Origin of the sequence: Bradyrhizobium sp. AC87j1 (genome assembly GCF_002936975.1) — a bacterium.
In the GTDB taxonomy this organism is placed as follows: Bacteria; Pseudomonadota; Alphaproteobacteria; order Rhizobiales; family Xanthobacteraceae; genus Bradyrhizobium; species Bradyrhizobium shewense.
The window spans coordinates 28,933-47,071 of the sequence record NZ_PTFE01000045.1 but is presented as its reverse complement, the minus strand read 5'-3'; the positions used below and the strand labels follow the sequence as shown (position 1 = coordinate 47,071).

The 18,139-nt window shown below is 60.1% G+C and carries 20 protein-coding genes and 1 pseudogene; 7 read left to right on the top strand and 14 right to left on the bottom strand.

Annotated features, from left to right (window positions below; genetic code table 11):
• Positions 1–69: 69 nt before the first annotated feature.
• From CV770_RS22585 to CV770_RS22560, 6 genes and pseudogenes are all read right to left on the bottom strand, one after another.
• A complete protein-coding gene (locus CV770_RS22585; RefSeq protein WP_104463911.1) occupies positions 70–804 on the bottom strand; it encodes an ABC transporter ATP-binding protein in 735 nt (244 codons plus the stop codon).
• Entirely contained in the window at positions 801–1,535 is a 735-nt protein-coding gene (locus CV770_RS22580; protein WP_104463910.1) for an ABC transporter ATP-binding protein, read from the bottom strand. The genes CV770_RS22585 and CV770_RS22580 overlap by 4 nt, the downstream gene beginning before the upstream one ends.
• On the bottom strand, positions 1,532–2,479 hold the full coding sequence (locus CV770_RS22575; protein WP_104463909.1) for a branched-chain amino acid ABC transporter permease: 948 nt from the start codon (positions 2,477–2,479) through the stop codon (positions 1,532–1,534). Before CV770_RS22575 ends, CV770_RS22580 begins: the two co-directional genes overlap by 4 nt.
• Positions 2,476–3,339, bottom strand: coding sequence for a branched-chain amino acid ABC transporter permease (locus CV770_RS22570; RefSeq protein ID WP_104463908.1), 864 nt, complete (start codon positions 3,337–3,339; stop codon positions 2,476–2,478). The genes CV770_RS22575 and CV770_RS22570 overlap by 4 nt, the downstream gene beginning before the upstream one ends.
• Before the next feature lie 36 nt (positions 3,340–3,375).
• Positions 3,376–4,528 (bottom strand): annotated as a pseudogene (locus tag CV770_RS22565) (amino acid ABC transporter substrate-binding protein).
• Positions 4,529–4,585: 57 nt separating this feature from the next.
• The gene (locus CV770_RS22560) at positions 4,586–5,068 is read right to left on the bottom strand and encodes a universal stress protein (protein WP_161500019.1); all 483 of its coding nucleotides are present in this window, start codon (positions 5,066–5,068) and stop codon (positions 4,586–4,588) included.
• A gap of 566 nt (positions 5,069–5,634) precedes the next feature.
• On the opposite strand from CV770_RS22560, the gene CV770_RS22555 reads away from it, so the two are divergent.
• Positions 5,635–6,318, top strand: coding sequence for a hypothetical protein (locus CV770_RS22555; protein WP_146101334.1), 684 nt, complete (start codon positions 5,635–5,637; stop codon positions 6,316–6,318).
• Positions 6,319–6,564: 246 nt separating this feature from the next.
• Here CV770_RS22555 and CV770_RS22550 read toward each other — a convergent pair whose 3' ends face one another.
• Positions 6,565–7,014, bottom strand: coding sequence for a GreA/GreB family elongation factor (locus CV770_RS22550; protein WP_104463905.1), 450 nt, complete (start codon positions 7,012–7,014; stop codon positions 6,565–6,567).
• Between the two features lie 238 nt (positions 7,015–7,252).
• On the opposite strand from CV770_RS22550, the gene CV770_RS22545 reads away from it, so the two are divergent.
• The 4 genes from CV770_RS22545 to CV770_RS22525 all read left to right on the top strand — a co-directional run bounded on the left by CV770_RS22545 (position 7,253) and on the right by CV770_RS22525 (position 9,675).
• Positions 7,253–7,657 (top strand): PAS domain-containing protein, encoded by a 405-nt coding sequence (locus CV770_RS22545; protein ID WP_104463904.1) that lies wholly within the window; start codon positions 7,253–7,255, stop codon positions 7,655–7,657.
• A 247-nt stretch (positions 7,658–7,904) separates the two neighbouring features.
• Entirely contained in the window at positions 7,905–8,417 is a 513-nt protein-coding gene (locus tag CV770_RS22540) for a hypothetical protein (RefSeq protein ID WP_104463903.1), read from the top strand.
• A 339-nt stretch (positions 8,418–8,756) separates the two neighbouring features.
• The gene (locus CV770_RS22530) at positions 8,757–9,239 is read left to right on the top strand and encodes a hypothetical protein (protein WP_104463901.1); all 483 of its coding nucleotides are present in this window, start codon (positions 8,757–8,759) and stop codon (positions 9,237–9,239) included.
• Between the two features lie 49 nt (positions 9,240–9,288).
• The gene (locus CV770_RS22525; RefSeq protein ID WP_104463900.1) at positions 9,289–9,675 is read left to right on the top strand and encodes a DUF488 domain-containing protein; all 387 of its coding nucleotides are present in this window, start codon (positions 9,289–9,291) and stop codon (positions 9,673–9,675) included.
• Between the two features lie 337 nt (positions 9,676–10,012).
• On the opposite strand, the gene CV770_RS42180 is transcribed toward CV770_RS22525, so the two are convergent.
• The 4 genes from CV770_RS42180 to CV770_RS22505 all read right to left on the bottom strand — a co-directional run bounded on the left by CV770_RS42180 (position 10,013) and on the right by CV770_RS22505 (position 12,483).
• Complete coding sequence (locus CV770_RS42180) at positions 10,013–10,159, bottom strand: hypothetical protein (RefSeq protein ID WP_161500018.1); 147 nt, start codon at positions 10,157–10,159, stop codon at positions 10,013–10,015.
• 327 nt (positions 10,160–10,486) lie between these two features.
• Positions 10,487–10,615 carry a putative universal stress family protein gene (locus CV770_RS43415; RefSeq protein ID WP_283811353.1) on the bottom strand — a complete coding sequence of 43 codons (129 nt, stop codon included), beginning with the start codon at positions 10,613–10,615 and terminating at the stop codon, positions 10,487–10,489.
• 379 nt (positions 10,616–10,994) lie between these two features.
• Positions 10,995–11,438 (bottom strand): universal stress protein, encoded by a 444-nt coding sequence (locus CV770_RS44245; RefSeq protein ID WP_104463898.1) that lies wholly within the window; start codon positions 11,436–11,438, stop codon positions 10,995–10,997.
• A 631-nt stretch (positions 11,439–12,069) separates the two neighbouring features.
• Complete coding sequence (locus CV770_RS22505) at positions 12,070–12,483, bottom strand: GreA/GreB family elongation factor (protein ID WP_245453829.1); 414 nt, start codon at positions 12,481–12,483, stop codon at positions 12,070–12,072.
• Between the two features lie 283 nt (positions 12,484–12,766).
• On the opposite strand from CV770_RS22505, the gene CV770_RS44065 reads away from it, so the two are divergent.
• Entirely contained in the window at positions 12,767–13,186 is a 420-nt protein-coding gene (locus CV770_RS44065; protein ID WP_104463925.1) for a GreA/GreB family elongation factor, read from the top strand.
• Positions 13,187–13,308: 122 nt separating this feature from the next.
• On the opposite strand, the gene CV770_RS22495 is transcribed toward CV770_RS44065, so the two are convergent.
• Together CV770_RS22495 and CV770_RS42175 are read right to left on the bottom strand one after the other, a co-directional pair.
• A complete protein-coding gene (locus CV770_RS22495; RefSeq protein ID WP_028141329.1) occupies positions 13,309–14,154 on the bottom strand; it encodes a LysR family transcriptional regulator in 846 nt (281 codons plus the stop codon).
• A 32-nt stretch (positions 14,155–14,186) separates the two neighbouring features.
• On the bottom strand, positions 14,187–14,564 hold the full coding sequence (locus tag CV770_RS42175) for a hypothetical protein (RefSeq protein ID WP_161500017.1): 378 nt from the start codon (positions 14,562–14,564) through the stop codon (positions 14,187–14,189).
• Between the two features lie 575 nt (positions 14,565–15,139).
• Here CV770_RS42175 and CV770_RS22485 point away from each other — a divergent pair.
• Positions 15,140–16,504, top strand: coding sequence for an FAD-binding oxidoreductase (locus CV770_RS22485; RefSeq protein WP_104463895.1), 1,365 nt, complete (start codon positions 15,140–15,142; stop codon positions 16,502–16,504).
• A 253-nt stretch (positions 16,505–16,757) separates the two neighbouring features.
• Here CV770_RS22485 and CV770_RS22480 read toward each other — a convergent pair whose 3' ends face one another.
• A complete protein-coding gene (locus CV770_RS22480; protein ID WP_104463894.1) occupies positions 16,758–18,080 on the bottom strand; it encodes an NAD(P)/FAD-dependent oxidoreductase in 1,323 nt (440 codons plus the stop codon).
• Positions 18,081–18,139 lie beyond the last annotated feature (59 nt).

Genomic DNA, 18,139 nt, shown 5'->3' with positions numbered 1-18,139 from the left:
TTCCCGCGGCACGCCTTCACATCGGGTCGATCTTCCTCGATACGGTCGTTCCGTCGGCAGGCCGATGTCTCAAAGCCCGAGATAAGCACGTCGGACTTCTGGATCGTCGATGAGCTGCTTGGCGGACCCGCTGCGAGCGATATGTCCGGTTTCCATGACGTAACCTCGGTCGGCAACCGACAGAGCCAGATTGACGTCCTGTTCGACCAACAGAACTGTCACGCCCTCGCTGCGGATCGCCACCAGCGCATCGATCAACTGCTCGACGACCACGAGTGCCAGTCCCAAGCTCATCTCGTCGATCATCAAGAGGATCGGAGCGGCCATCAATCCGCGGGCCATCGCGCACATCTGCTGTTCGCCTCCCGACAAGCTGCCGGCAAGCTGACGCCGGCGCTCCGCCAGGCGCGGAAATAGAGAGTACATTCTGTCCAGGTCTCGGCTTATTCCAGACTTGTCCGCGCGTACGAACGCGCCCATCAACAGATTGTCCCGCACGCTCATGCGGTCGAAGAGCTGACGACCTTCAGGAACCTGCACGAGGCCGGCTCTAAAGGCACCGTCGGACGTCATCGGCAAGAGGTCTCGGGAATTTAAGGTCATGCTGCCCTGGCAGGGAAGCACGCGCGACAGCGCGCGCAGCAGGGTGGTTTTGCCTGCTCCGTTGCTGCCGACCAGTGCCACCACCTCGGCCGCGTAGATCTTCAGGGTTACGTCCTGCAAGACCGGCATTCCACCGTAGCCCGCACTTACTCCGCGCACGTCAAGCAGCGGGACCGCTTTGGCTGCCGGGTCCAATTTCATGCCCGCCTCTTGCCGAGATAGGCCTCGACGACCGTTTGGTTCGACAGAACGCGGCCCGGATCGCCCTCGGCGATCTTCACCCCATGATTCAGCACCAGCAGCCGATCCGACAGACTCCTGATTGCCTTGATGACGTGCTCGATGACAAGGACGCTGATCCCCTCATTGCGAACTTTGCGGATCACTTCGATCACGTCTTCGATCTCGACCTGATTGAGACCCGCCATGACCTCATCGCACAGAAGAACCTTCGGCTTCATTGCCAACGCCTTTGCCAGCTCGAGCCGCTTGCGGCCCGGCCCCCCCAATTCGTCGGCGCGCTGATCGATATTTTTGGCCAGTCCGACGAAATCCAACTGAGCGCGGGCCTGCTCGCGGGCTTTCGCCATTTGGACCTGTCCGCCTCCCCGTCCGAACAGTGCCCCCACGGCGACGTTGTCTAGAACCGATAAACCGGGAAAGGGACGCATGATCTGGAAGGTGCGGCCTATGCCCAGTCTCGCGCGGCGATATGCAGGCAAGCGGACAATGGACCTTCCTTCGAAGAGGATGTCGCCTGAGCTGGGAGCCAGCGTTCCGCTTATAAGGTTGACCAGCGTGGATTTGCCTGCACCGTTCGGACCGATCAGGCCAAGGATCTCGCCACGCAGCAGCATGAAGCTGACGTCGTCGACGGCGACCAGGCCCTCAAAGCGCCGGGTGAGGTGGCTGATTTCGAGCATCGCCGTCATAGCTGGTGGCTCCGAATATTTTCGGCGAAGTAGCGCCAGCCGGTGCTGCGAAAGCGCCGCAGCACGTCGGCCAGGTCGCGCGGCATCAAGACGACCGCGACGACGACGATAACGCCGAAGAACAGGCCCGCGAGACTGGTGATCTCGCTCGACAGAAGCTCGGAAATCGCCGAAAGCGAAAGCGCTCCGACGACGGGGCCGAAAACCGTCCCGGGTCCGCCGAATACCGCCATGATGATCATCTTGACGTTCAGGCCGATATCGAATGCGCTTTCCGGGTCGATGAACGTAACCCAATAGGCGTGAATGCCGCCCGCCAGCGCACTGAATACGCCCGAGATGGCGAAAGCCACGGTTTTGTAGAGGGTCGTATTGACACCCATCACCGCCGCGCCTTCCTCGTTTTCGCGGATAGCGACCAATCCAAAGCCGAAGCGGCTGCGTGTCAGCCAGTAGACGGTCAGCGTCGCGAGCACGAGCAGCAGCAGCGACAACTCGTAAAACAACGGGTCGTTGTTGAGGGGCGGCAAGACGAGTCCGACGTTCCGCCCGGCCAGTTTCACGTTGGAAACGATCGCGGCCATGACCTGGGCGAGCGCCAGCGTCGCAATCGCGAAGTAGTGCCCCCTCAGCCGCAGCACCGGCATCCCGATGAGCACGGCAAACACGACCGCAAGCGCCGCGCCGAACAGGAGGCCGACCCAGAAAGGCAATTGCCACTGCGCCATCGCGATGGCCACGCCGTAGCTGCCGAGCCCGTAGAAAACCGAATTGCCGAAGGAGGCATAGCCCGCATAGCCCCCAATGACGTTCCAGCCCTGCGCCAGAACGGCCAGAAGCAGTGCATTGATGCCGAACTGGATGAGCACGTCCGAACCGAACCACGGCACCGCCGCCAGGACGGCAAGCGCGGCCAGAAGTAGCATGGTGCGTGCCGCCTTCATGCCGCTTTACCGAGCAGACCGTTGGGGCGCACGATCAGCACCAACACCAGCACGCCGAAGCTTGCCACGTCGGAGAAGGTCGATCCGATATAGAGCGCGGTCAGGGACTCCAGGATTCCCAGGAACAAGCCGCCGACGATCACGCCGAGCGGATTGTCCAATCCGCCGATGATCGAGATGGCAAAGGATTTGGCCGTCAGCGCCGCGCCGATATAGGGGTTGATTTGCGACACCGTTCCGTAGAGGCCTCCGGCGGCGCCAGCCAGCGCAATCCCGATTCCAAACGTCGTGGCGTAGAGGCGCCGGGGCTCGACGCCATAGAGCCGGGCCGCGACCAGATTTTGCGCGGTGGCGCGGATCGCACGTCCGAGCCGTGTGCGCAGCAAGAAGAGCCACATGCCGACCGTCAACACGATTGCAATGCCGAACGCCAGAAGACGCGACACCGGCAGCACCACCGTTCCCAAGGCTATGCTGTTACCGGCAGAGGACGGGTTGATGGCGCGAAAGTCGGTTGAAAACGCCAACTGTGCCAGGTAGGTGAGCACGACCTCGATCCCGAAGGTCACAAGCAGAGTGTTGAACATCGGGGCCCTGACGATCAGGTTCAAAACGCCTCGCTGCACGCCGTATCCCACCGCGAACATCACTACGGCAGTCAGCGGCAGCCCCATAAACGGGTCGATGCCAGCATAAGTGTACAGGTACCAGGACACATAGCCGCCGAGCATGATGAACGCGCCATGCGCAAGGTTGACGATATTGAGCACGCCCCAGACCAGGGCGAGACCGAGCGCCATCACGGCGTACAGACCCCCCAGGAGCATTCCATTGACAAGAACTTGCGCAAGCAGGTCCACATCTTCCTCTTCTCAGTCGAAGGCTTCGCAGCGTGCCTAGCGCACGTCCCAGGCCGGCATGGGATATTTCGGCGGCGCGATCTTGCCATTGCCGCCGTAAATCGCGACCAAGCGGTCCCCTTGGACCTGAATGACCGTCTGGGGCAGATCGATCTGGCCGTTCTCATTGAATGCAACCGGACCATACAGGCTGTCGAACTTCACTTTCGAGAGCGCCGCGCACCTTCGCGGGATCCGTCGAGCCTGCAATTTCCGCGGCCTGCACCAGGGCTTCCACGTCGGCGACCCCCGAGGCGGCATGATAATCGGGGTCGTAGCCGAACTTCGCCTTGTAGACGGCCGCGAACTGCGCGGCATCGCCAAACCAGCGGTCCTTCAGGTCTGCCGAAGGTAGCCAGGCCGTCATGCCGAAGGCGTAATCGGCGTCCTTGCCCAGCGCCTTGCGGAAATCCTCGCTGGGAACGCCCACAGTGAAGGAATACATCTTCGGAGCGACCGCCAGGCTCTTCGCCTGTCGCACGAAGTTCAGGATCTCGGTTTCATGACCGGCGACCAGCACCGCATCGATGTTCTTGCTTTTGATCTGCGCCAGAAGCGAACTGAAGTCCGTGGCGTTCGTGCTGTATCGCTCGTCCAAGACCAACGTCAGGCCAGCCTTCTTCAATTTTGGCCGAGTCCCCTCCGCCACCGAAACGTCGAAGGCGTCGTCCGCGTACAGCAGCGCGACCGATTTGGGAGCGGGATCGAGCCCCTTCAACATCTCGATTGTCGAGCCAAAATAGTTGCTGGCCGGCGCCAGCGTCCCGAAGACGTACTTGAATCCGCGCGAGAAGATCTGGTCGGACGCGCCGCCTCCCTGCACCATGGGAATCTTGTATTTCTCGGACACTGCCGAATCCGCCAGCGCGAAATTGCTCGCAAACGGCCCCAGCAGGAAATCGACCTTGTCCTGCGAAACCAACTGCGTGTACTGACGCACACTCAAGTTCACGTCGGACTGATTGTCGTAGAGCTTGAGCGCGAGCTTGTACGATTCATCGCCGATCTCGATGCCGCCCGCGGCATTAACGCGATCGACCGCGAGCTGATAGGCGTCGCGATAGTAGCGGCCGGTATTGGCGACGGGTCCCGTCAGCTGTACCGACGCTCCCAAGATGATCTCCTTTGCAAGGACCTCGCCCGACGGCATCGAGACGGCTGCGGCAAATAGCAGGAGAGCCGACAGACGGGAGATTGAACACGGAGTTCATGCTTTCCTCCTCGCCTTCGGTTGCGGTATCGGCGCGACGCTGCTCGCTGTCCGCTGGGGCTTAACGGCGATGAGAACGCTGCAGGGTGGTTGATGCAAGATCGATTCGCCGACCGATCCGTTCAACCAGCGCGCAAGGGTCCCTTGATCTCGATGGCCCACAACAATCAACTTGGCGCCCATTTCCCGGGCAGAGAGCACTATCTGCTCGGCCGGCCTTCCATACCGGATCTCGCTGGTCGCGATGCAACCAGCGCGCTGGAAACGCTTGACGCCTTCGTCGAGCACCTTCTGCATCACAAACTGCTGATTTTGGGGGATATAAGTCATCGCTTCCCCGATGAGCATGCTTTCGGCAGCGTCGACAATCGCCAGAAGATGAACCGTCGCACCGCACCTTGATGCCAACGTCTCGGCCTGCGCCAGTGCCTCGCGGCCGTCGGGCGAGCCGTCGAAAGCCAACAAGATTTTCTTATACATGTGGGGTTTCCTTTCCCGGCCGGAAGCGACGCGCCTGACCGCCGACGCATCTGGCAAGCATGGCCCTATAGACGGCGCGAGCGGCAGGCGCCTCCATCGACACATTCAAGCTGCTGGAGCAAGGATGGGCGATAGTCATTGACCCTTCAGGACAGTGTCGACGCCACCGACCGTCGAAGGCCCGCCGAAGCGTTTTGAAAAGAGCGCTTACTGACGTTTGCGTCATCTCGGCATTCCTCCGCCGCACGCGGTCGGCGCCAACGATCTGCACAATTGCGCCGTCATCAACGTATGTCTGGGATCAAGTTTGACAAACGAAAAGTATCAACACTTGATATCGGTTTTGTTGCTGCGGGGTCTCGCATGGCAACAACCCACAATCCGAGAATGCTCTAAGACGTGACATGGTACGAAGCGACAAGGGAGTCGCTGTCCGTTTGAACAGCCACCTGCATCGAACTTGCATTGAACTGGCAACGAATTTCGTTTGCGTCGTTCAACCACGGATGAATACAGTTCTCGCAAGCACACAACAAAGCGGCTCAGGTCCGCCCAAGGAGGTTTCGATGTCGCGAGACGTAGTACGCCAGCTTGCCCATCGTCGTCAGCTTCTCACCGTCGGCGCCGCTATCGCCGGTCTTCTGCCTCTCTCCAACAGCGCGTTCGCGGCCGGCAGGCGCTCGCGCTTCAACAAGGGAAAAACGCGAACCGACAAGACTTCCGAGACGGCGGCCACGCTTCGCGATCTCTGGATCGGACACATTTTTTGGGTAAGAGCCGTCTCGCTCGCGACGATCGAAAAGCAGGGAGCGATCGCAAAAACGGCAGAACGACAAGCCGTTTCCAACGCTCAATCCATCGCCGCGGCCATCGAGCCATTCTACGGCGCAGCGGCCAAGGACGCCTTCTTCAAGCTCCTTGCGGGGCACTATGGTGCCGTAAAAGCCTATCTTACAGCGACGGTCGCAGGCGACGCCACCAGGCAAGGCGCGGCAACTCAGTCTCTGACTTCGAACGCTGAGGAGATTGCAAACTTTCTGAGCAAGGCAAACCCATATCTGCAGAAGGATGCAGTGAACGGCCTGCTCCAGGCCCACGGTAGTCATCACATCCAGCAAATCCAGCAATTGACCGATCACCAGTACGACGCCGAGGCTCAAACCTGGGAAGAGATGAAGATTCACATCTATCAAATCGCAGATGCCACCGCCGACGCTCTGGCAAAGCAATTTGCCGAGAAGTTCTCCTGAACTTCGACGCAGACAACGGGCGCGGAGAGGCACTGCTCGTCGCCGCGATCCATTCTTGCCGACACGAGGGGCAATGATATCAGAACTGGCCAAAGAGACGGGCCGAGCCCCTCGAGCTCGGCCGGAACGAAACGGCGTTCAATCGGATGTGAAGCGCGACCTCTACAGCATGGACGTCATGCGCGGCCATGCGATCCAGCAATTGTGTCGCACGGAAGCCCGTGCCGATCGACATGTATCGCGCAGTCAGTCCCGTTCATGAAGGGCTCGGTCGGATCTTGCCGAACTCGCTGTCGACCGGAGGACAGTCACGCTGCTCGGCTCGCCAATTGCTGAACACCATTCGACCGAGTGGCCTTCCGACAGTCCTATCAAGGCTGCTCCTAGGGGACTCAATACCGAAACCGCGTTCGGTTGTTTCGACGTTTCGTCGGGCATGACGAGGACGACCTGCCTTGTCGTGTCGGCAACATTATCGCGCACGTCCACATGCGAGTTGACTGCTACGACGTTCTTTGGAAGCTCGTCATCAGGGACGATTTTCGCCCGAGATATCTCCCGTAGTACGTTCGACGCGGACGACGCCCTACGGCTGTTCGTCAGCGCGGAGATGGCGATTGCGTACAGCCTGTCTCGGTCCGCCTCTGAAAGCATGACTGGAGGAAGTGCAATCGGATGGCCGTCGGGCGTATTCATCGCGAACTCCTGGCGGGTCGAATGTCGCTATTTTCGCTCACGGCTCGCTCAACACAAGCGAAAAACATTGCGCATCACGATCAAGAAAATTGATCTATCCTCCTGACTCTGACGCTAGAGCGTCGCCTCCGATGTGTTCAACGGTTCAAGCGCCGCTACCGTGAACTCCGGGGCCTCGCGAGAGTTGACGACCGACCGCCCGATCAGGGCTAGACGATATCGTTCACCAGAGGGCCCCATGCAAAACGAACTGTTGTCTGAGGCAATTCTCGATCAAATTGCCGATGCCGTCATCTACGCAGACCGATCGGGTGATATCGCGCGATGGAATCGTGCTTCGGTGGCCATGTTCGGCTTCTCCTCGGAAGAGGCGCTCGGACAACGTCTCGATCTGATCATTCCAGAGCATCTGCGCGCTCCGCACTGGCGGGGCTTCGACGCAGCGATGTCAACGGCCGTAATGAAGCTGCAAGGTCGTCCGACTTTGACGCAAGCCCTGCATAAGAGCGGACGCAAGCTCTACGTCGAGATGACCTTTGCCCTCGTGAAGGGCGACGACGACAACGTGCTTGGCGCGGTCGCCATGGCCCGGGACGTGACCGAACGCATCGAGCGAGAGCGTTCTGCAGCGCGCACGACCTGACTTCGACCGTCATAGCCGATCGCATCCTCGCTTCATGGGGGCAAAGTCAAGAAGGCGCGACATGTGCTTGGCACAAGCGCACCCCCGCGCTCTCACAAGCCAACAACAATCTTGATGCAAACTTACAATACTTTTCGCTTGTAGAACTCGGCCGAATGCCCGGTACTGATGCGCGGCAGCCAAGACATCGATGGCCCAATGAGCCAAGGACTGCAGATCCTTCTCGTTCTCGCAGGGAAACGACATCATGCGGAAAGCCCGGTTACCCCAACAGACAAATGCAGACGTCACAATCCGGCAGCTTACGCCCTCTCCTCTCAAGGTGAATGCACTCGACTCCAGCTACTTCGGCTATTGGTCCAAAGAGGAGATACTGAGTTTTCTCAAGCAACTGCTTGACGGGGAACACATCGGCCTGGCCGCATACGCGGCGATCGGTCGTGCGGCCTGCACTCGTCTTGCAGACCTGGCCTTGGAGGCCGAAATGGGCCAGGGAGCGATTTGCATCCTGCTCAGAAAGGAGATTGCCGCGAGAGGCGGGACCGGCATGCTTCGCGCAAGGGTGGCGAACGCAATTCCCAATATCGATTGCAGCCTCCGAAGCCGGATCAGATTTGCAAGCCGCAATCAGGCCATGCTGGCCGACATGATCGAGGATGCCGTCGTGGACATCTTCGATTCCAAACTGAATGCGAAGCTCATCTACTTGCTGCTGCTACACCGCAAACAAGTCGAGCAGCTTGAAGCCATCGCCGCATAGCCCGCGTGGGGCCAGCAGGTCTTTCGTGTCGCGCTACACATGCAAAAACGAAGGGAGATTGTCGTGACCGCCAGAGATTCTTTTGCTCAGCGGGAAAAGAGAGAGATTGACCGTCAACTGAATCGGGAGCTGGAGGACACATTTCCGGCGAGCGATCCCCCCAAAATTACCCGCTTTTGCGCGAAATCGCATGTCGCCACGGACGATACATGGCGGGGCGCCCGTGTGCCCAAGTTGCGACTGAAGCACCGATCACTCCTGTGATGTTCAATCAAAATCCGCCGACGGCGCGCAGGACGCCGCAGCGCCGATGAGGCAATGAGGTCATGGGAGGATATCATGGCCGGACTGTGCGGTCTCGACTCTCAATACGACGCATTCCTGTTTGCCTCAATATGCGAGACAGACCAGAACAACTTGAGCGTCTTGTCACTACTCGCGCGCCAGGACGTCGATCCCTGGCAGGAGGCGGCTCGCCTAACCAACCTTTCAAAGGCTCAGGCAATACAAAGCTTTGCCGCGACGATTTCACAATCGAAGAGCGAGCAATGGTCTCTGTCGGAGGCAATCGTGCTGGCTGATCGCTTGATCGATCTATTGCCGTCGCATGGCCGTCCCTCATCGGCCGCGCCCTGGGCAGAGGATGGGATCGGTGGGCTGACGGTGTGGGTGGTCGTCGGGGCGCTATTCATCTCGATCGCCATTTCGGGAAACAACATGCGGAATTCGACCAGGGAATCCGGCGAGCCGATCAACGTCGTCAGCAAGACTGCACAGGCGGATACGGTCGCACGATCATCGAGTAGAATCGGTGCAGATTAGATCGTCGTTCGGAATCGAACGGACCGGTCGAGAGAAGGGAGAGGCATCGATGGGAAGCAAGATTGTCGCGGAGAACATCAAGTTGAAGCGCGCATACGATGATGTTCACTCCGGTGACGGCACGCGAATTCTGGTAGACCGTCTTTGGCCCCGCGGTGTCAGGAAAGTGGACGCGGCGATCGACCTATGGGCCAAGGATATTGCGCCTAGCACCGGGCTGCGGAAGTGGTTCGGGCACAATCCCGATCGTTGGCCCGAGTTCCGCCGCCGTTACTCGGAAGAGATGCGCCAGCACCGCGAGCGGCTTGACGAGTTACGCGCCCTTGCCCAACGGGGGCGTATTACGCTCGTTTTCGCAGCGCGTGATGCTGCTCACAACGATGCCGTCGTTCTTAGGGAGCGCTTGCTCGGCCGGAGCACCTCCGGAGCGTCTTAGTCTCGCTCGCATTCAAACCGTAACCAAACGCCATGCGAGACTTGACTATCTCCTGACTAGCAAGGCTTTCTCGCGACCTCGATGGATCAAAGCCAAGTTCGCGCGGCGGATATTTAAGAAACACCTAATCGCAGCGCCCGCCCGCCTGTATCGGTGCGTCTCCGGCAATCAAGAACCGCTATGACTGCGCCGTCCTCATGGCCCAGCACCGCCGCCGGCAGTGGGAATTCAAAGAAGCCCGCTACAGTGAGCCGCCGGGCGCGCCGCTTCCGAGTGGGACGCTCATGGTGATGCCGACATTCGCGCGCGCCAATGCTGCCGCCTAGCTCACGCCTTGTCACATCGGCCGGCGAATTTTGCTTTTCGCCGGAGTGCTGATTGCGGCCACATCGTCGGAAGCTAAAACCTCGACCGCGTGCTCGTATTCGGCGCCGCGATCCGTTCGCACATCCTTTTCACGCACGACGCCGATCACATTGATCACCCTCGTTGGCGCCAGCCGTCTGCGCGGAGAGAATGGGGAAAGAACCGTCAGGGCGCCAATGATCCGCGGCCGCGGAAGCCACGCGGGCCGGACCGTTCTAGCCTACCTGCTTTCCCTAGCTGGAGCAGGGCGCGTGATTTTCGGCGGATCGCTCGCGGGGAATGTTTGTTCCAACTGCCTGTCCAATTCCTCATCCAGTTCCCGCCTCTCGCGCTGTTCTCGGGTCTCGATTTTTCTTGTCACGGTTAATCTCTCCTATCTCGGCGGGCATCGAAGCCCGCTGACCTGTTCTCCGCGACCGCGCTGAATGCACGGCTTGTTCTGCGGCTACCCACTCGCGCGGTCATCGTCCGCGACGTGGACGACGTGCAGTCGTGCTTTGCCGGGTTGTGCGAGCATGCCCGGCTGCCGCAAGGCACGACTCGAGCTGGTGGAAACGTCTGTCGCAACAACAATATTTATTTCAACATCCTCGGGGGCTGTAACCGCAAGACGAGGCCCCCTGCTTCACTGCGGGACCAGATTGGGGGCTTCGGACATCCGGGCGCGAGCACGCGATGCGGCGCACGCCCGGTTCACGAGCAGATATGTCGACACCCCGAGCTGCGAGAATGATTGGAAGCTCCATCAAACATGATTGCTCTCATGTATGCTCTAAAGACGCGATCCCAAGGCAGCTGCGGACTTTTGCCGCACAGTCGCACTGCTGCGAATTCGATTCAGGCGAGCATCATCGATCGGCGTCAGACCAGGAGGGGTTGGTGGTGCGCCGGGGTTCGACAAAAGGAAATGCTGAGGCTGCGCGCTCGGTAGCCACGTCTGATGCTCATGGGCGTTAAGCTGCTTGCGTGTGCTCAGACTTCGCCACTACAAGCACGCTGCATGGCAGTTGAGGCAAGGTCGATCCATCTGCCAGGCCATTCAAGTAGCGGGCAAGCGCTCCTTGATCTCGGCGACCGACGATAATCAGATCCGCGCCTATCTCAACGGCGGCGAGCATTATCTGTTCTGCCGGCCTCCCATAGTTCAGCTTGCCTGCTGCGGCGCATCCGGTGCCCCTGAGCTGCCTCACAGCCTCGTCGAGCAGTGCCCGCGCTTCAGCTCCCTGATTCACGAAAAACGATGCCCCTCCCTCGACGGTGAGCATTCGCTCGGGCGGGTCAACGATCGCAACGAGATGAACTGTCGAACCGCACGCGGCTGCCACATTCTGGGCATGAACGAGTGCGTCGCGGCCATCCGGTGATCCATCAAAAGCCAGGAGAATCCTTCGGTACATCAGAGTCCTTGGTTTGACATACGTTGAAGCTCGGAACAACGACGGCCCCGCAATGGTTCCTCGGGTGCATGGTTTGTCGGCATTTTTCCCGCTCCTGGCGCGCGGACCACGCTGAGGTCAACCTACAGATCAACATTTGACAAACGAAAACCATCATCGGTTGATGCCGATTGGCCGAATGAGAATGGCGCAAGACTTCTTCAGTCTAAACGACCATAGGCGCACGACTTGCCGGCTGTCGCACCTAGCATTCTTGTCGATCAGAACTGACAACATTTTTCGTTTGCAAGACTAGCACAATGGACGACAACTCAGGAGGCCCCATGGAGACGCCGAACGCGGACAATCGACACGGATGCAATGCCTCTGCCGCTCGAAGATTTCGCCAAGCATGCGATGGGCACCCCCGCGCTCACAGCGCCCCAACTGACATTGCTCCTTTTGGCAATTATTGTCTGCCTGGGCATTGCCCTCGTGTGGACCCTTTGGGAGATCGAGCACGAGGCGAATCCGAGACACGATAGACATCGGTCGGATTAGGTATAGCCAATCGCAACCCGGCAACGAGCTGATTGGATCAAAGGGGGCGCGATGGCATCCATCGCGCCCACGTTCTCTCTTCGGCGCCCGACTAGTCTTCGCGGCCGACCTTGAGCACGGCGAGCTCGCGCCTTTCGCCGGTTCTGGTGCGGAACGAAATCATCTGTTTGACCGAAAGTCCCAGAAGTGCGGCGCCGACCGGCGTCAGCACGGACACACGTCGGCGTGCAATATCGGCATCAAACGGATAAACTAGAACTATCTCTTGAACCTTTCCGGTCTGTTCATCCCGAAATTTCACCTTACTGCCGAAACTGGCGCGACGGTCCGCTAAATCAAGACACTCCGTTTGTCCGCGCCGTTTTGTCGCGAACCGCTTCGTACCTCCGTACTTAGACACCTTCCGATCTCCGCGGAATTGAACCGCGATGAGATACGGGCTTGAATTCCCATCGCGGATCAAGTTGGCCCTGCGCGTGAAACCCAGGCCGGAATCAACAACCAACGAGGTAGCTCTCGCCTGACATCTCAGAACAAAGCGCGGATTCGTGATCTAGATAGCGCATCATTCGGAGAACGCAGAGGACCCCACGGTCGTGCGGTCACGTTGGCCCTGCGGAAATTGCACGGCGCGCTTTGTAGCTCTTATCGTGGCGACTTTTGCCACGCTGCCGCATTGGACCTGTGTCGCTCAGCCCAGCATTTTCATTGCATCGAACGGTCAAATAAACTCGTTTGTCGTTGAGGGCGGCCGATGGGAAGATGCTGCTCTCCGGGAGAAGAGTACCATGACCGACGCTGGACAGAGACGTCCTGACCGACCGTCCATAGTTCTGACGAGAATGGACCGACAAAAGCTCCTCAGGCTGCTTCAAGACTTGCCGACGACGAGCGTCGATACCGATTGCCTTCTTCGAGAGGAGATTGATCGCGCCGATATGATTTCAGACACCGCCGCATGGTGTTCGGCCGTCAGACTCGGATGCGAGGTGAAGTTCGTCGATCTTGGAACCTCACATCTTTGTCGCGGTCGTCTCGTTCTTCCGGACGAAACCAGAACCGCTCACTGCATCTCCGTTCTAAGTCCGATTGGCACCGCCCTCATTGGACTTGGACCTGGGCAGTCAATTCATTGGACCGAGCGTGGTAGGGAACGAAGCCTCGCGGTGCTTGAAGTGCGAGCGAGCGAAGTATCACCGCCGACCTAATCGGCGGCACAGCGCGTCGATGCACGGTGGCGGTCTTGGTGACCGCCGGCATTAGCGTTTCGCCAATGCTGACGCGATTGCACGTGTTCTTGCTGAACGAGTCGCCACGCTTTCCTGTCGAGCTACTTGCCGACGCTTGCAGCCTTGCGCAGCGCGACGAGTGCCGCCTCCAACGCCGCGGCATCAACATTTGTCGCGTGTGTGGCGTAAACGGGGAATGAGAACCGAGGCGCGCCAGGAACCAGGTGAAGTGCGCCCTCGGCAAGATATGACTGAACCGCATGCATTCGGAAGTACCCGGAACCTCCCTCCATGAGGATATAGCTCAGCGCAAGCGGACCGAGATTTGTTACGAGACTCGGCACGGTTTCCGGAAAGCTCACTGCATGATGAAGAGCGAACTCAGAACCCCATTCGACGTGAACATATCGAGGATCGTTCTCGTGATACTTCGCGAGATCGGTTGTCACGAGAACGAGTTCTTCCTCCATGACCAGATCGACCTCCAACCCTGGTCGATGTTGGGGAGCGTACATGATCGCGATATCTACAAGCCCGGCAGCAACGTGCGTAATCAAATCCTGAGGAACGTCGACGTGAACGCGAAGCGCAATGTCCGGGTGTGATCGCCTCAACGCCCTGACCCACTCGATTAAAAGCGGCCGCCATAAGCTGACTTCGCTTCCAATCGTCAAGACAGCGCTGTGTCCTTCCGGCACAGCCACTTGCTGTTTTGCGCGCTGCCACAATTGTACGAAAGTCGGTGCGAAACGAAGGAACTGTTCGCCAGCCGGCGTGAGGCTCGCACCGCCCTTGTTTCTAACGAACAGCGGGCGCCCGAGCTGCTGCTCGAGGAGGCGCACACGTGCGCTGACCGTGGTCTGCGCGACATGCAAACGGTCGGCAGCTTTGATGAAACTACCGGTTGACACAATCTCGATGAAAGTTCTGGCGAGTTCGATATCCATCGTTTCCATAGCATAATTGATGTAGCAAAATGTCAATTCAATTCGTTTATTTGCTTGATCGTACGATGGGCGGGAATTGACCTACGGCCAAGCCATTCCTCATGGTCTGCCTGGCCGACACAACGGATTGGCCATGCAACGGGGAAACCACTGAGCTGGCGCGCGACGTAATGGCAGGCAAGCGCCGCCGCAAGAAAAGGCCGTCCCGATCCCAAGCAGATCAAGATCGAGTCCGACCGCATCTTCTTGCCAGAGGCCGGCTGGATCCCGATCGCGATCCATCGACCGATCGCCGGCAAGATCAAGAACGTCACCGTGTCGACCGTCACCGGCGGATGGTTCGTGTCGGCGCAAACGGCGCTGGAGGCTATTATTCCGGCCAACTCGCGCCCCGCGGTCGGGATCGACATCGGAGGTGTCCAGTCGACGGCTCTCTCCGGCGGGACAGTGTTCGGCATCGCGCGGCCAGCGCAAACCGAACTGCGCGACTGGAGGCGCCTCTCGGACCATCCATCGCGCCAGGAACCACGGGTGGTCGTAATCTAGAACCTGAGGTCAAGCAGATGGCGAAGACAAGTCGCGGCAGAAGCTCCCGGATCGAGCCAGACGATTGGCCGGAAACGCCGGTCGATAGGAGATACCAAAGTAATCTGCGCAACCGATCAAAGACGGCGGAGAGAGTGTCAGGGTAGCGACGCCCCACTTCAAGCAACAGGGCCGCGATAGATGACCCGTGAAGTCATCGATTGCTCCTCTCAGTTCCAAAGGCTTCGCGAGAAAGTGTTCGACAGCGGCGCAAGCTGCCGACAATCGTAGCAATTCAGCATTGGTTTCTTCTGAATGACCCCACAACGGCAGCCAATGCGGCACAAACGCGCAAAGATGACCCGATGCCAATCGGGAGCTGAGCATGTCCCAGTCAGTACACGTTCGGGCCTTTCGCGACCTTGTCGGCGACGGAGGCGTCATTGACGACCCGGAGCGGATGGCTGTCTACGTGACGGATCAACGCCAGCTTTCTACGGGCTCGACGTTTGCCGTGCTGAAGCCGACGACGACGAAGCAAGTCGCCGACATCGTGCGGTTGGCGGCGCACCACGGCATCGGAATCCTTCCGCAAGGCGGCAACACCAGCTACTGCGGAGGCGCGACGCCCGACGCCTCCGGACGCCAAATCGTCGTGAGCCTCGAGCGGATGGACAGGATTCGCGAAGTCGATCCCGTCTCCATGAGCATCTCTGTGGACGCCGGCACCATCCTGAAGAACGCACAGGACGCCGCGGCGGCCACCGGACTTCTGTTGCCGCTCAGCCTCGGCGCGGAAGGCAGTTGCCGGATCGGCGGTAACATCGGGACGAATGCCGGCGGACTATCGGTCGTCAGGTACGGGATGACGCGCGATCTTCTGCTCGGAATCGAGGCGGTGCTGGCGGACGGCACGGTGGTTTCCGACATGCGCAAGCTGCGGAAAAACAATACCGGCTACGACGTCAAACAGTGTTTCGTCGGCAGCGAGGGAACTCTCGGCATCGTCACGGGCGCGGTGCTGCGTCTGGCGCCCTTGCCGACCCGCCGCGCGACGGCCTGGCTAAAATTGGCGTGGGGCGCGCCGCTCGCCGATCTTCTCGCCCTGATCCGTCGTGAATCCGCGGACCTGCTGACCGCATTCGAGTTCATGGCGGCCCGATCGATCGCGCTCGCGACCGGAGCAATGACCGATCCGTCCACCCTTCGAGCAGGCCCAGAAGGCGCCGTCCTCGTCGAGTTCGCCTCTTCCTCGCGCCATCTCGATCTCGACGAACTGATGGAAGCCGTTCTGGCGGAGGCGATCGAGGCCGGATGGATCGAGGACGCGCTGCTGGCACAGAGCGGATCGCAGCGGACCGCGATGTGGCGGCTCCGCGAGACCATCCCGGAGGGCGAGAAGCGCCGGAACGGATCGGTCAAGCACGACATCTCGGTACCGCTTTCCTCCATTCAGCGCTTCCTGGATCTGGCCGGCGCGCAGGTGCGATCGTATGACGGCGACCTTGAGCTGTCCGTCTACGGCCATGTCGGCGACGGCAATCTGCACTACAACGTGCTCGTTCCTGCCGGCGTCGACCGGATCGAGTTCACCAAGCGGATCGAAAGCAGCCTGTCTCTGCAACTCTACGATACAGCCGCGGCGCTCGGCGGCACGTTCAGCGCGGAGCATGGCGTCGGCCGGTTCAAGAAGCACCTTCTGGAGCGGTACGGCGATCTCGGGCGTGTCGCGGCGATGCGCCGGATCAAGACCGCCTTTGATCCGGCGGACATTATGAACGCCGGCGCGATCGTTTGCCCATTGGGAGAGAAGTCTGCCCGTTGAATCATCGGCCGGCGAGTTGGCGATGCTTTCCAAGCGGTGGGCCTGGCCTTCGGCCGGTGCACCTCGTTCAGCCAAATCGTCTTGTCCATAAAGAAAGAGCCACTCCGAAGGAGTGGCTCAAGTTGGGGAGGAAACGCCCCTTAGGGACTGCTAAAATCGCGATCAGGTCCCGCACGCAGATGAGGATCTTCGAGCACAGCTCCGAATCCTTTGCTCGCCACGGTACGCGTCGGGCCTGACGTCCGGCTCGTCTTCAGATGGCGGCAATGTCCAGCTTCGAGCCGTCGACCAGACGCGACAGCCGGAACGGTGTGGCATCGACGCAAGGCGTGTCGTTCGCGACAAGCTGTGCGCCCAGATAGCCGAGCCCCGGACCCAGACCGAAGCCGTGACCCGAGCAGCCCGCCGCGAGCACGAGGCCCTTCACCCCGTCCACCTGCGACACCACGGGCACTGCGTCCGGCGTGCAATCGACGAAGCCGCCCCAGGCGCTGTCGATCTTAATCTCGCCGAGTTGGGGGAAGGTTCTCCGGACACTCTTCACCACTTGGCTCACCAGCCATTTCAATGGCGGAGGATCCAGCACGCGATTCTGCTCAAAGATCCGATCATCGTTGGCCAGAAGCGCCGATATCGAATCCGGCCCCGAAACGAACGATTGGCCGATGCCGAGCCTGACGTTCTTCAGGCGACGCAAGAACTGCGGCATGAATTCCCGGCTATACCGGATAGCCTGGGGCGTGATTTCGAGGTTCGCCTTGCCGCTGATCGCAAGCGTGTAGCTGCCATCCAGTCGGCGCGTGATCGTGCAGTAGGGTGTCGAGACCGCCTCGCCGATATTGATTGTGGGGGTGGAACGCAGCGCGGTCTGCCGGATGCTCGCTTGGGGGAAACTGACCCCGAGCGGCCGAAGGAAGCGCGAGGACCAGGCGCCGGCGGCGCACAGCACCGCGCTGGTTCTGATGTAGCCCTTCTCCGTGTGCACGCCCGCAATCTTGCCATTGGCCAAGTCGAGCCCCCGCGCGGCGCATCCCTGATGGATCGTGGCGCCCAGAACTCTGGCCCCCTCAGCGATAGCCGGCGCGGCGAGCGCAGGCTCGGCCTTGCCGTCTCGCTCCGAATAGGTCCCACCGACCCATTTGTCGCGCGCTTCGGGGACGCGCTCGGCCACTTCCGCCCGGCTCAGCACGCGGGTATCGACGTCGTACTCCCTGGCAACCTCGCGCCACTTTTCCCAGCCGGCGAGCACAGCCTCGTCGTGGGTCGCATAGACGAGACCGCAGCGACGAAATCCAAGGTCCCGATTGATATCGCGCGTGAGCTCGTCCCACAGCCGCATGGAGAGCACCGAGAGCGGCAGTTCGCGCCGGTCGCGGTTCTGCTGGCGGCACCAACCCCAGTTTCGGCTCGATTGTTCACAGGCGACGTGCCCCTTCTCGAGGAGCGCCACGGAGAGGCCGCGCTTCGCCAGGTAATAGGCGGCCGTAGAGCCGAGAATGCCGCCGCCAACGATGACGACGTCGGCCTCGGCCGGGAGACGCTCATCGCTGTGAATGCGCTCGACATGGGGCGACATGGTCCAACGAGCCTCGGCTGCCAAAAATGCGGAAGCAAAAAGTTCCGATCAGCCCTTCA

Coding starts and splice junctions, on each gene's coding strand:
- CV770_RS22575 (WP_104463909.1), bottom strand. CDS start 2,479: ATGAAGGCGGCACGCACCATGCTACTTCTGGCCGCGCTTGCCGTCCTG.
- CV770_RS22530 (WP_104463901.1), top strand. CDS start 8,757: ATGGCCGGACTGTGCGGTCTCGACTCTCAATACGACGCATTCCTGTTT.
- CV770_RS22580 (WP_104463910.1), bottom strand. CDS start 1,535: ATGACGGCGATGCTCGAAATCAGCCACCTCACCCGGCGCTTTGAGGGC.
- CV770_RS22525 (WP_104463900.1), top strand. CDS start 9,289: ATGGGAAGCAAGATTGTCGCGGAGAACATCAAGTTGAAGCGCGCATAC.
- CV770_RS22585 (WP_104463911.1), bottom strand. CDS start 804: ATGAAATTGGACCCGGCAGCCAAAGCGGTCCCGCTGCTTGACGTGCGC.
- CV770_RS22480 (WP_104463894.1), bottom strand. CDS start 18,080: ATGTCGCCCCATGTCGAGCGCATTCACAGCGATGAGCGTCTCCCGGCC.
- CV770_RS22555 (WP_146101334.1), top strand. CDS start 5,635: ATGTCGCGAGACGTAGTACGCCAGCTTGCCCATCGTCGTCAGCTTCTC.
- CV770_RS22540 (WP_104463903.1), top strand. CDS start 7,905: ATGCGGAAAGCCCGGTTACCCCAACAGACAAATGCAGACGTCACAATC.
- CV770_RS22560 (WP_161500019.1), bottom strand. CDS start 5,068: ATGTATAAGAAAATCTTGTTGGCTTTCGACGGCTCGCCCGACGGCCGC.
- CV770_RS44245 (WP_104463898.1), bottom strand. CDS start 11,438: ATGTACCGAAGGATTCTCCTGGCTTTTGATGGATCACCGGATGGCCGC.
- CV770_RS42175 (WP_161500017.1), bottom strand. CDS start 14,564: ATGTCGATCCCGACCGCGGGGCGCGAGTTGGCCGGAATAATAGCCTCC.
- CV770_RS22485 (WP_104463895.1), top strand. CDS start 15,140: ATGGCTGTCTACGTGACGGATCAACGCCAGCTTTCTACGGGCTCGACG.
- CV770_RS22550 (WP_104463905.1), bottom strand. CDS start 7,014: ATGAATACGCCCGACGGCCATCCGATTGCACTTCCTCCAGTCATGCTT.
- CV770_RS22495 (WP_028141329.1), bottom strand. CDS start 14,154: ATGGATATCGAACTCGCCAGAACTTTCATCGAGATTGTGTCAACCGGT.
- CV770_RS22545 (WP_104463904.1), top strand. CDS start 7,253: ATGCAAAACGAACTGTTGTCTGAGGCAATTCTCGATCAAATTGCCGAT.
- CV770_RS44065 (WP_104463925.1), top strand. CDS start 12,767: ATGACCGACGCTGGACAGAGACGTCCTGACCGACCGTCCATAGTTCTG.